This is a genomic window from Pseudomonas sp. GXZC (assembly GCF_026967615.1).
GTDB lineage: Bacteria > Pseudomonadota > Gammaproteobacteria > Pseudomonadales > Pseudomonadaceae > Aquipseudomonas > Aquipseudomonas azotoformans_A.
In genome coordinates this window covers 2,258,838-2,271,019 of the sequence record NZ_CP114115.1, presented here as the reverse complement: position 1 = coordinate 2,271,019, position 12,182 = coordinate 2,258,838, and the positions used below count along the sequence as shown (strand labels likewise).

The 12,182-nt window shown below is 61.5% G+C and carries 10 protein-coding genes, 2 tRNA genes and 1 pseudogene; 5 read left to right on the top strand and 8 right to left on the bottom strand.

Features of this window, described 5'->3' with window-relative positions; all coding sequences use genetic code 11:
• Positions 1–71: 71 nt before the first annotated feature.
• Positions 72–147: transfer RNA gene (locus OZ428_RS10870), tRNA-Gly, on the bottom strand.
• Between the two features lie 3 nt (positions 148–150).
• Positions 151–226, bottom strand: a tRNA-Glu gene (locus tag OZ428_RS10865).
• 360 nt (positions 227–586) lie between these two features.
• Between OZ428_RS10865 and OZ428_RS10860 the strand changes: the two genes are divergently transcribed.
• The gene (locus OZ428_RS10860) at positions 587–1,357 is read left to right on the top strand and encodes a hypothetical protein (RefSeq protein ID WP_269133354.1); all 771 of its coding nucleotides are present in this window, start codon (positions 587–589) and stop codon (positions 1,355–1,357) included.
• A 312-nt stretch (positions 1,358–1,669) separates the two neighbouring features.
• Positions 1,670–2,482 carry an alpha/beta fold hydrolase gene (locus tag OZ428_RS10855; protein ID WP_033897659.1) on the top strand — a complete coding sequence of 271 codons (813 nt, stop codon included), beginning with the start codon at positions 1,670–1,672 and terminating at the stop codon, positions 2,480–2,482.
• A gap of 37 nt (positions 2,483–2,519) precedes the next feature.
• On the opposite strand, the gene OZ428_RS34635 is transcribed toward OZ428_RS10855, so the two are convergent.
• The 4 genes and pseudogenes from OZ428_RS34635 to OZ428_RS10840 all read right to left on the bottom strand — a co-directional run bounded on the left by OZ428_RS34635 (position 2,520) and on the right by OZ428_RS10840 (position 6,979).
• Positions 2,520–3,362, bottom strand: coding sequence for a methyl-accepting chemotaxis protein (locus OZ428_RS34635; protein ID WP_370590780.1), 843 nt, complete (start codon positions 3,360–3,362; stop codon positions 2,520–2,522).
• 15 nt (positions 3,363–3,377) lie between these two features.
• Positions 3,378–3,578, bottom strand: a pseudogene (locus OZ428_RS34630) (HAMP domain-containing protein); the annotation flags it as partial.
• A gap of 1,023 nt (positions 3,579–4,601) precedes the next feature.
• Positions 4,602–6,014, bottom strand: coding sequence for an aminotransferase-like domain-containing protein (locus OZ428_RS10845; RefSeq protein ID WP_269133352.1), 1,413 nt, complete (start codon positions 6,012–6,014; stop codon positions 4,602–4,604).
• Between the two features lie 203 nt (positions 6,015–6,217).
• The gene (locus tag OZ428_RS10840) at positions 6,218–6,979 is read right to left on the bottom strand and encodes an SDR family oxidoreductase (protein ID WP_269133351.1); all 762 of its coding nucleotides are present in this window, start codon (positions 6,977–6,979) and stop codon (positions 6,218–6,220) included.
• A gap of 229 nt (positions 6,980–7,208) precedes the next feature.
• Here OZ428_RS10840 and OZ428_RS10835 point away from each other — a divergent pair, with 229 nt between their 5' ends.
• Positions 7,209–8,216 (top strand): NADP-dependent oxidoreductase, encoded by a 1,008-nt coding sequence (locus OZ428_RS10835; RefSeq protein ID WP_269133350.1) that lies wholly within the window; start codon positions 7,209–7,211, stop codon positions 8,214–8,216.
• Positions 8,217–8,353: 137 nt separating this feature from the next.
• Here the strand turns inward: OZ428_RS10835 and pyrF are convergent, their stop codons facing one another.
• Positions 8,354–9,052 (bottom strand): orotidine-5'-phosphate decarboxylase, encoded by a 699-nt coding sequence (pyrF, locus tag OZ428_RS10830; protein WP_010211681.1) that lies wholly within the window; start codon positions 9,050–9,052, stop codon positions 8,354–8,356.
• A gap of 260 nt (positions 9,053–9,312) precedes the next feature.
• Here pyrF and OZ428_RS10825 point away from each other — a divergent pair, with 260 nt between their 5' ends.
• On the top strand, positions 9,313–10,077 hold the full coding sequence (locus OZ428_RS10825) for a response regulator (protein WP_033897703.1): 765 nt from the start codon (positions 9,313–9,315) through the stop codon (positions 10,075–10,077).
• Entirely contained in the window at positions 10,077–11,111 is a 1,035-nt protein-coding gene (locus OZ428_RS10820) for a sensor histidine kinase (protein ID WP_269133349.1), read from the top strand. The genes OZ428_RS10825 and OZ428_RS10820 overlap by 1 nt, the downstream gene beginning before the upstream one ends.
• Here the strand turns inward: OZ428_RS10820 and OZ428_RS10815 are convergent.
• Positions 11,108–12,169, bottom strand: coding sequence for an AI-2E family transporter (locus OZ428_RS10815; RefSeq protein WP_033897653.1), 1,062 nt, complete (start codon positions 12,167–12,169; stop codon positions 11,108–11,110). The genes OZ428_RS10820 and OZ428_RS10815 overlap by 4 nt on opposite strands.
• Between the last annotated feature and the right edge of the window lie 13 nt (positions 12,170–12,182).

Sequence of the window (12,182 nt, the reverse complement as noted above, 5' to 3'; positions counted from 1 at the left end):
TCCAGAGGTTAGATCCGAAGATCATGCCCTGGTTTCACTCAGTGCCGCCCGAGAGCCACACTGCTTAAACTTGGAGCGGGAAACGAGACTCGAACTCGCGACCCCGACCTTGGCAAGGTCGTGCTCTACCAACTGAGCTATTCCCGCAAATGGCGTCCCCTAGGGGACTCGAACCCCTGTTACCGCCGTGAAAGGGCGGTGTCCTAGGCCACTAGACGAAGGGGACACACGTACAACATTCACTACCTAACCGCGTTTCGCTGTGTGCTTTACGCGTTAAGTGGCGCGCATTCTATGGATGGATTGAAAGGTCGTCAACCCCCAAGGATAAATTTATTAAAATCAATGACTTCGACCTGCTTTCAGGGCCTGCGGGCGAATTGTGCGCGTCCGGGCTTTGACGCCTATATTCTGGCGCCCGACAAGGCGCTATAGTTCGCTCCGGCAAATGATGGCAATGTGCATCCATGCAGGGAGCGCCTATCTATATAGAAGCAAACTACCTGGGCAACTGGTCGATCAGTCCTATCCGCCGGATGGCCCAGTCACTACACTCCACTGTAAACCCTATAAAGAGGTCACACCGGTGACACCACTCATGATCACCCTGCTGGTAATAGCCGGGATCGTAATACTGATCGCCATTGGCTACATGAACCACGTGGTGGAAAACAACAAGCTGGAAAAGAAGCGCACCGAGATCGAGCTTAATGATCGCCTGCGTCGCTGCGGTGAAATCACCGAGACCTTCCCCGGCCAGTTGATGACCCCGGCGCTCAAACTGTTGATGACCCGCCTGGAACTCAACGTCAACCAGCGCCTGTTGAACCTCAACAAAGGCAGCGCACCGCTGAAGGCCCGCATCACCGAGCTGAATACGCTGGTGGCCCAGGGCGAATCGATCCCGGTGAACAACCCGCCCGCGCCGATCCAGACCGAAGCCAAGGCCAAGGACGTGCGCTTCCTGCTCGAAGCCCTGCACGGCCAGGTCACCCGCGCCGCCCAGGACGGTTTCCTGCCGGCCAACGAGGCCAAGCACTGGATCCGTGAAATCCGCCATATCCTGGTGTTGCTGCATATCGAGTTCTTCAACAACCTCGGCCAGCACGCCCTGCAACAAGGCCAGCCGGGCCAGGCACGCCTGGCGTTCGAGCGCGGCGTGCAGTACCTGCGCAAACAGCCGGAACCGGTGATCTACAGCGCACAACTGCAACAGCTGGAAGCCCAACTGGCCCGTGCCAACTCCACGGTGCTGACCAACAGCAAGCCGGCCGAAGACGAGGTCAACGAACTGACCGAAGGCCTCAAAGTGGTGGACACCGACGCCGAGTGGAAGAAGAAAGTCATCTACGATTGATTGGACGGTCGCTGGCGAGCCTGTGGTGAGCGGGCTTGTGTGGTGAGCGGGCTTGCCCCGCGCTGGGCTGCGTAGCGGCCCCAAAACCAGGCACCGCATTTTGTCTGGAAAAATGCGGTGATCTTATTGGGGCTGCTACGCAGCCCAGCGCGGGGCAAGCCCGCTCACCACAGCAAGCCAACTCACGACCATCAAGACCAGGTCTGTACAAACAACCTACCGCTTCACAAGATGCCATCACTTTGCATCTATCCCCCCGCCCCCGACTAGCGTAAAAAAGTGCCCCTTACTCCGTGAAGTCAGAGGCCCGCTATGCCTGTCGCCGTCATTGATGGACAACCGCTGCACTACATTGACCAAGGCACCGGCCCGGTCGTCCTGCTGGGTTCAAGCTACCTGTGGGACGCCGATATGTGGGCGCCGCAGATCGAAGCGCTGTCGCAACAATACCGTGTCATCGTGCCGGAGCTGTGGGGTCATGGTGAATCCGGTGCGTTGCCCGCGCAAACCCATTCCCTGGACGACCTCGCGCGCCAGGCCCTGGCCCTGCTCGACCAGTTGGACATCCCGCAGATCAACCTGGTGGGGCTCTCGGTCGGCGGTATGTGGGGCGCACGCCTGGCGCTGCTGGCCCCCGAGCGAATCAACAGCCTGGTGCTGATGGACACCTACCTGGGCGCCGAGCCCGAGGCCACGCGCCAGTACTACTTTTCGCTGTTCAAGATGATCGAAGACGCCGGTGCCATCCCCGAGCCGCTGCTGGATGTGGTCGCGCCGATCTTCTTCCGTCCGGGTATCGACCGCGAATCAGCGCTGTACCAGGATTTCCGCCGGCAATTGCAGAGTTACTCCAAGGAGCGCCTGTTACAGAGCATCGTGCCCCTGGGTCGGCTGATCTTCAGTCGCGAAGACGTGCTGGAGCAACTGCCGCGCCTGGACGCCGACACCACCTTGGTGATGTGTGGCGAGCAGGACAAACCGCGCCCTCCCGCCGAGTCCGAGGAAATGGCGGGCCTGATCGGTTGCAGCCTGATCCTGATTCCGGAAGCCGGCCATATCAGCGCCAGGGAAAACCCGGACTTCGTCAACGAAGCCCTGCTGACCTTCCTCGCCAACAACGCCTGACCCGCCCTCCCCTGTGGTCGTCGCACTCACGCGGCGATCACAGGCGGAAGTGCCCCACCATGCCCTTGAGTTCCGCGCCCAACTGCGCCAGTTGAATACTCGACGCGGCGTTGCCCTGCATGCTCAGCGCCGACTGATCGGCACTGGCACGAATACTGGTGACGCTGCGGTTGATCTCTTCAGCCACCGAGCTTTGCTCCTCAGCCGCCGCGGCAATCTGCTGGTTCATCTGCTGGATCAACGACACCGCCACTGCGATGCTGCCCAAGGCACTTTCGGTTTCCAGCGCATCGCTCACTGCCAGCTTCACCAACTCCCCGCTTTGCTGGATCTGCTGCACCGAGGACTGGGCCGCGCTGCGCAAGGTGCTGACCAGTCGCTCGATCTCCTCGGTAGATTGCTGGGTACGCTTGGCCAGGGCCCGGACTTCGTCAGCGACCACCGCAAAACCACGGCCCTGCTCGCCAGCGCGGGCAGCTTCGATGGCGGCGTTGAGGGCCAGCAGGTTGGTCTGTTCGGCCACGCTCTTGATCACACTCAACACGCTGCCGATGTGCTGAATTTCCGCGCTCAAGCTCTCAATGCTGGCGCTGGCAGAGGTGCTGGAAGCGGCCAGCAATTCAATGCGCTGCAAACTCTGGCGCACCACCTGCTGGCCGCTGTCGACTTTGTCATCGGCGGTCTGTGCGGCTTGCGCGGCCTCTTCGGCGTTGCGCGCCACATCGTGCACGGTGGCGGTCATCTGGTTCATCGCCGTGGCAACCTGTTCGGTTTCTTCTTTCTGGCTGCTGACCTCGACGTTGGTCTGCTCGGTGACGCTGGACAATGAATGCGCCGAACTGGCCAGTTGCTCGATACCGGCTTGCAGGCCGCTGACCATCTGGCTAAGCCCATTACCCATCCGTTGCATCGCCTGCATCAACTGGCCGATTTCATCACGACGGCTGACCTCCATGCGCCCACTCAAATCGCCGGCGGCAATCTGCTGGGCCACGGCAATCACACTGCGCAGCGGCGCGACGATCAAACGGGTGATCACCCACGCCGCAATCAACCCCACCAACAACGCCAAAGCCGAAGAGCCGATGATCAACATCGCGCTTTTCTTCAACTGCGCCTGCATCGACTGGTCTTCGGCGTCGTAGGCCTGGTTGACCCGACTGACGACCTCACCCGCCCGATCATGCAGCTGCTTGTAGACCACCTTTTCCTGCGCCAGTAGCCCGGTGTACTCGCCGAGCTTTTCACTGAACGCGGCGATATGCCCGGCCACTTCGTTGAGCACGGTCTGGTAGCCGGAATCCTTGACTGCGGTTTTCAGTTGCTCGACCTGGGCGAGGGCCTGGTCGGCTTGCTCGATTTTGCCCTGCTCACCGTTGTCCTCATCGACTTTTCGGCTCTGGTTCAGGCGTACATGGGCTTCATTCATGGCTTGCAGCATCAGGCGCGACACCTGGCTGACCTGCCCCGCCTGTTCGATAAACTCAGCGCCTTCCTTGCCCTGGCTTTCCTTCAAGCCATAAGCGCCGTCATCCGCCAGCCCGGCCTGCAACACGTCAAGGTTGTTGGCCACGCTGGACACCGACCAACTGGCCATTTCCAACGCCAGGTCTTTGGTCTGGGTCAATTCGACAAACTCATCGAACGCCTTGCGGTAGGCCACCAAGGCCTGTTCGACATCGGTCATGACCGGCACGTTGGCCGCCGACTGGGCCTTGAGACTGGCCGCAAGCGCCGCCAAGGCATCAACGCTTTCATGCAGGGTATCGACGGCTTTGGGGTCGGCGTGCAACGCGTAGTCCTGCTCGATCAGGCGCACCTTGAGCAAGCCGCTGTTAAGCGACGACATGGCCTTGAGGCCTTCGAAACGCTGGCCAACGGTTTGCAGGGACCACACCCCGATCGCCGCGACCAAGGCCGTCAACAGCAATACCAGGGTGAAACCCAAGCCCAGCTTTTTTGCCATACCGAGGTTGGCGAATTGTCGTTGCACGGCCGAAATCATTGCACTTGAATCCTCTTGCAATGGCGGTTGCCATCGAGCCCGGTTTACATAGGCGAGATTCGCAACCACAAGGCACTGAACACAAGTCGTTGGCGCCACAATAATGGCAAAAAGCTACACGCTCGTCGTTTTCAGAATGGTCGAGGTCGATCTGGCGGGCCCCATGGCGCGGAACAACGCCAAGGCCCGTTGATCATCGGCATAGGCCACATTGATGCGTAACCACTCACTAGGCTCGCTGGTTGGGCTGAACAGCGCTCCCGGCGACAACAAAACCCCGAGCCGCCGGGCACATACCTGTAACCGCGATGAATCCCGTGCCCCTGGTCGCGCCCACACGAACATGCCGCCGGCAGGCGCGGTGAACACCTCCCACTCCTCGTCCTCCAGCACCTGCAGCGTAGCCGTCATTTGCGTATTCAACCGCTTGCGCAAGCGCTGTACCCATTTGCGATAAGTGCCATTCGCCAGCAGCGTGGCCACCACCGCTTCGGCAAAGCGTGAGGTGCCGAAACCGGTCAGGGTCTTGAGGCTGGCCAACTGCGTGATGATCGTGGCGCTGGCACTCAGGTAACCCACGCGCAAGGCACTGCTCAAGGTCTTGGAAAAGCTGGCGACGTAGATCACCCGATCATCATGGGGTAACGCCGAAAGGCGCGTACAACTGGGGTGCTGCAGGTCGCCGAGGACATCCTCTTCGATGATCAGGAAGTTGTCGCGCTGCGCCAGCGCCAGCAAACGCTCGCCCACGGTACGACTCAGGCTGGAGCCGGTGGGATTGTGATACAGGCTGTTGATGAACAGGCACTTGGGCCGATGCTGCTGCAGCAGCGCTTCCAGCGCCGGAATGTCAGGGCCACCAGGGGTTCGCGGCACTTGCAGCAATTGCACGCCGTGGAAGCCTAATTGCCGATAGAGATTGCCGTACCCGGGTGTTTCGACAACCACGCAGTCGCCGGCCTTGAGCAACGTACGTATCAGCAGGTCCTGGGCATGGCTCGCGCCCGCTGTGATGAGGATACGGTCCTGGTGGGCCGCAATGTGGATTCGGCTCAGCCGCTTGAGCAGTTGCTCGCGCAGCGCCGGCAACCCCAGTGGCGTGCTGTAGTTGAACAGGCCGGCGGTGTCGGTACGGGTGACTTCACGAATCGCATAACTGATGTCATCGCTTTCACGCCAGGCATCGGGCAACCAGCCGCAGCCCAGCTTCAGCTCTCCCAGTGGATTATCGACAAAGCCACCCCATTCCCGCTCGGCGCCTTCGTACCACTGGCCCTCATGCAAGGCCGGTGGCTGAGCCACGCTGAAACCCGAGCCCGGCTTGGAAACCAGCAGCCCCTGGGCGACCATCCGCTGGAACGCCTCGATCACGCTGGATTGGCTGAGCAGGTTATCGAGGGCCACCTGTCGAATGGACGGTAAGCGTGTGCCAGGGCTCACCCCACTTGTGCGAATCCATTGCGCCACTGCGCTGATGATTTGCTGCACCACCGGTACAAGGGCTTGTCGATCGATCCCTAAATCCATGCGCCACTCACTTCAACTGTCTGTTATTCAACCCAGAACAGTTAAGCACAGAAGCGCATTTCGGCAGCTCGCCAAACTTTATTAAAGTATTGATTTTATTGAGTTATTTACCTGCTGATACACATTCTCACAAGGCACGGTGCCAGCTATGGAAACGCCCCACAGCCCCCCAAACCTTTTCGAATGAAGGGCGGCGTGAGGTCCTAGATAGCGGTCGCACCACCGTCCACCGCCAAGGCTTGACCCGTGGTAAAGGCCGCGCCGTCGCTGCACAGATAAAGCACCGCACTGGCGATTTCCTCAACCTTGCCGATGCGCCCGACCGGGTGCATGGCGGCGGCAAATTCAGCCTTGCGTGGGTCGGCTTCATAGGCGCGCCGGAACATATCGGTATCGATCACCGCTGGGCAGACTGCGTTGACGCGGATTTTCTTCTTCGCATACTCGATGGCCGCCGATTTGGTCAGGCCGATCACCGCATGTTTGGAGGCTGCATAAATGCTCATCCTCGGCGCCGCTCCCAGGCCCGCGACCGAGGCGGTGTTAACAATGGCGCCGCCGCCCTGGGCCAGCAACAGCGGCAACTGGTGCTTCATGCACAACCACACGCCCTTGACGTTGACGCCCATGATCGCATCGAACTCATCCAGGCTGCCGTCGGCCAGCTTACCCTTTTCGATCTCGATCCCGGCGTTATTGAAGGCGTAGTCCAGACGACCGTAGGCGGCAATGGTCTGGGCCATCAATTGCTGCACATCCGCCTCCAGCGTAACGTTGCAGCGCACAAACAACGCTTCGCCACCGGCCTGGTGGATCAGGGCGACAGTGCCCTCGCCGCCCGCCACGTCCAGGTCGGCAACCACGACCTTTAAGCCTTCGGCGGCGAACGCCAGCGCGGTGGCGCGGCCAATACCGGCAGCGGCGCCAGTCACCAGGGCGACCTGGCCGGAAAACGTCATGCTCATAGAAGATGTCCTGTGGAAGAAAATAGCCGTGGGTCGAGTCTAGCCAACGCCGCGTCGCACGCGTCAGCACTATCAAACCGCCGGTTGGCGCTGCATGGATCACAGTGATAACAGGTACAGGGCGACTATCAGCAACGCCTATCGACCGCCATTCGCGCCCTCGGTGAACCTTGCCCCCGGCGCGTTCAAGGTCTATCACTTCAGGTTCATTTCCAGAAGAGTCGCTGCCATGACCGCCCAGACCAACCGCCAATTCCTGCTCGCCAAGCGCCCGGTCGGCGCGGCCACCCGGGACACCTTCACTTACCAGGAAGTGCCGGTGGGCACGCCCCAGGATGGCCAGGTGCTGGTGCATAACGAATACCTGTCCCTCGACCCGGCCATGCGCGGCTGGATGAACGAAGGCAAGTCCTACATTCCGCCGGTCGGCATCGGCGAAGTCATGCGCGCGCTGGGTGTGGGCAAAGTAATTGCGTCGAACAACCCGAAGTTCGCCGTCGGCGACTACGTCAATGGCGCCCTGGGCGTGCAGGATTATTTCCTGGGCGAACCGCGTGGTTTCTACAAGGTCGATCCGAAACTCGCGCCGTTGCCGCGCTACCTGTCCGCCCTGGGCATGACCGGCATGACCGCCTACTTTGCGCTGCTGGACACTGGTGCGCCCAAGGCCGGCGAAACCGTGGTGATCTCCGGTGCAGCCGGTGCCGTGGGCAGCATTGCCGGGCAGATCGCCAAGCTCAAGGGTTGTCGCGTGGTGGGCATTGCCGGCGGCGCCGACAAGTGCAAGTTCCTGGTGGACGAATTGGGCTTCGACGCCGCCATCGACTACAAAAGCGAAGACGTGCCCGCTGCCCTCAAGCGCGAGTGCCCCAAAGGCGTCGACGTGTATTTCGATAACGTCGGCGGCGATATTCTCGACGCCGTCCTCAGCCGCCTGGCACTGAAAGCCCGCGTGGTCATCTGCGGCGCCATCAGCCAATATAACAACAAGGAAGCCGTGAAAGGCCCGGCCAACTACTTGTCACTGCTGGTCAATCGCGCGCGCATGGAGGGCTTTGTAGTCATGGATCACGCCGCAGGCTTTGCCGCTGCGGGCCAGGAAATGGCAGGCTGGATGGCCCAGGGCAAGCTCAAGAGCAAGGAAGATATTGTGGAGGGGCTGGAGACGTTCCCGGAGACGCTGATGAAGCTGTTCAATGGCGAGAACTTTGGGAAGCTGGTGCTCAAGGTCAACTGACACACTGTGGATCGCCCTGTAAGCACTATTCAATGTGGGAGCTGGCTTGCCTGCGATGCTGACAACTCGGTCTTTCAGTAATACCGAGGTGATGCTATCGCAGGCAAGCCAGCTCCCACATTTTGCTCTGTGATCGATCAGGCGATCTCGGCAACCACTGCCGCCAACGCCTTGGCCGGATCCGCCGCCTGACTGATCGGCCGCCCGATCACCAGGTAATCAGAACCCGCATCCAGCGCCTGACGCGGCGTCAGGATACGGCGCTGATCATCCTGTGCGCTGCCCGCCGGACGAATCCCCGGCGTCACCAGTTGCAGCGACGGGTGTGCCGTCTTCAGTGCCTGGGCTTCCAGCGCCGAACACACCAGGCCATCGAGACCGGCTTTCTGCGCCAGGGCAGCCAGGCGCAGCACCTGCTCCTGGGGCTCGATGTCCAGGCCGATGCCGGCCAAGTCTTCACGTTCCATGCTGGTAAGCACGGTCACGCCGATCAACAAAGGCTTGGGACCGCTGCGCTGTTCCAGCACCTCACGGCAAGCACTCATCATGCGCAGGCCACCGGAGCAATGCACGTTGACCATCCACACGCCCATTTCGGCAGCGGCCTTGACCGCCATGGCGGTGGTGTTGGGGATATCGTGGAATTTCAGGTCGAGGAACACCTCGAAGCCTTTATCACGCAAGGTGCCGACGATTTCCGCCGCGCAACTGGTGAACAATTCCTTGCCGACCTTGACCCGGCAAAGCTTCGGGTCCAACTGGTCAGCCAGCTTCAGTGCGGCGTCACGAGTGGGGTAATCCAGGGCGACGATGATAGGAGTCTGGCAGACGGACATTGGAATGGGCTCTCAGGCAAGTCGAAATCGGCGCGGATTGTAGCGCAAGCGGCGCCGTTGCGGGATCCGATGATCGGTAAATACTGACCAAGCGCCATCGGGCGGGCATTTTCAGGTAATTATTTCAAAGCTGATACATTCACGACATGCCCCCAACACGCCCCACCGCTAGCCTCGCTCGCACGACCCACCGACCAGCACTTCCAGCCATGGGGCTGGACGCCTATGCTGACCGCAACGACCAGGCAGATGATTGCATTATGCAGACCCCTTCCGTCTCTTTGAACGACGAGCAAAAAGGCGCGGTGATCGCCGATGACAAGCGCTGGAACACCCGCGCGCTGATCGTTGACGACGATGTGCCGATCCGCGAACTGCTGATCGACTACCTCGCCCGCTTCGGCATCCTGGCCACCGGCGTCACCGACGGCACCGCCATGCGCCAGGCCATGCAGGCTGAAACCTTCGATGTGGTAGTACTCGACCTGATGTTGCCCGGTGAAGACGGCCTGTCGCTGTGCCGCTGGCTGCGCGCGGAGTCGGACATTCCGATCCTGATGCTCACCGCCCGCTGCGAGCCGACGGACCGCATCATCGGGCTGGAGCTGGGCGCTGACGACTATATGTCCAAGCCGTTCGAGCCGCGTGAGCTGGTAGCGCGGATCCAGACCATCCTGCGCCGTGTACGCGATGACCGCACCGAACAGCGCGCCAACATCCGCTTCGACACCTGGCGCCTCAACAGCGTGTTGCGCCAACTGGTGGCCGACGATGGCCTGGTGGTGCCGCTGTCCAACGCGGAATTCCGCCTGCTGTGGGTGTTCATCGAGCGTCCGCGCCGGGTGTTGAGCCGCGAACAATTGCTGGATGCCGCCCGTGGCCGCTCCATTGAAGCCTTTGATCGCAGCATCGACTTGCTGGTGTCGCGCCTGCGGCAAAAACTCGGGGACGATCCCAAGGCCCCGCAACTGATCAAGACCGTGCGCGGCGAAGGCTACCTGTTTGATGCGCGGGATATCGGTTGATGCGCAACGCCTTCAACACGCTGTTCGGTCGACTGTTTGGCGTGTTGCTGGTGGCGATTGTGCTGGCCCACGTGCTGGCAATCTCCTGGTTTCGCTATTACGGCCCGCCCCCACCGCCGCCCCAGGAAACCTTTGTCGAACAGCCCGACGGCACGATGAAGCTCTTGCCCAAGCACAAACGTCCGTGGTTTGGCGGCCCGGTGGTGCCGCTGACGTTCCAGTTCATCTCGTTAATCATCGCCGCCTGGTACGGCGCCAAGCTGCTGAGCCGGCCGATCCAGCGCCTGAGCGAAGCCGCCGAACGCCTGAGCCTGGACCTCGACAGCCCGCCCCTCGACGAGTCGGGACCGCGTGAAGCACAGCAAGCCGCGTCGACCTTCAACCTGATGCAACGGCGCATCCGAGAACAGGTCAGCCAACGCGCGCGCATGCTCGGCGCGGTCTCCCATGACCTGCGCACCCCGCTCTCGCGCCTCAAGCTGCGCCTGGAACAGATCGAAGACACTAAGCTGCAAGGCCAGATGCGCCAGGACCTGGACGATATGATCGGCATGCTCGACGCCACCCTGAGCTACCTGCATGAACAGCGCACCAGCGAAACCCGGCACTGGCTCGACGTGCAGGCGCTGGTCGAGTCCATGAGCGAAAACGCCCAGGACCAAGGCTCCGACGTACAATTCGCCGGCACCTGCGCGCCGCTGCAGGTGCAGCCGATGGCCTTGCGTTCGTGCCTCAACAACCTGATCGACAATGCCCTGCGCTATGCCGGTACGGCACGCATTGAGCTGGCAGACAGCCGCGAGGCCTTGGTGATCCGCGTGATCGATCACGGCCCTGGCATTGCCGCCGACAAGCGCGAGGCGGTGTTCGAGCCGTTCTATCGGCTGGAAGGCTCACGCAATCGCAACTCCGGCGGGGTCGGCCTGGGCATGACGATTTCCAAGGAAGCCGCCGAACGCCTCGGCGGTCGGCTGCACCTGGAGGAAACCCCCGGCGGTGGCTTGACCGCCGTGATGTGGTTGCCCAGGGCTTAAAGCGGTTTGTCTTCCCGACGGCCTTGGGCCTGGGTCGCGCTCCAATCCATCAGCAGGCTGTAGGCCACCGCCAGCAGGGTCGGGCCGATAAACAGGCCGATGAACCCAAACGCAATCAAACCGCCGAACACGCCGAGCAACACGATCACCAGCGGCAGGTTGCCGCCACGGCTGATCAGGTAGGGCTTGAGCACGTTGTCCACGCCGCTGATGATGAAGGTGCCCCACACGCCGAGGAACACCGCGTAGGTGTAATCACCCTTCCACGCCAGCCAGGCCGTGGCCGGGATCCACACCAGCGGCGGGCCCATGGGGATCAGGCTGAGCAGGAAGGTGACGATACCCAGCACCAATGCACCCGGTACGCCGGCGATCCAGAAGCCGATCAACGCCAACAGCGCTTGGGCAGCGGCGGTGCCGATCACGCCGTTGACCACCCGTTGCACGGTGCCGGCCACCAGTTCGATGTAATAGCCGGCGCGATCGCCGATCAAGCGTTCCAGCAGGCGGTGTACGAAGACCGCCAGGCGCGGCCCATCCCGGTAGAAGAAGAACACGAACACCAGGCTCAACGTCAGCTCAAGGATGCCGCCGCCGATCTGCGCGCTGCGTGCCAGCAACCAATTACCGACCTGCCCCAGATAGGGCTTGATGCTGACCATCAAGGCTGCGCCCTGTTGGTCGATACTGTCCCACATCGCCACCAGCCGTTCGCCCACGAACGGGATCGAACCCAGCCACGTCGGCGCCTCGGGCAAACCGTCGACCTGAATATCCTTGATCAAGCCCACGGCATCACGCACATGATCCGCCAGGTTGAAGCCCAGCCACACCAGCGGCACTGCCACCAGCAACATCCAGCCTAGCGTCAGAATGCCCGCTGCCAGGGATTCCCGGCCGCCCAGCCAACGGGTCAGCAGGCGCATCACCGGCCAACTGGCAAACGCCAGCACCGCGCCCCAGAACAGCGCCGACCAGAACGGCGCCATCACCCAGAAGCTGGCACCGAACAGCACCAGCAGCAGGATTTGCACCAGTAGGCGATCGTTATTGAGCATGTAGTTTCTCGAA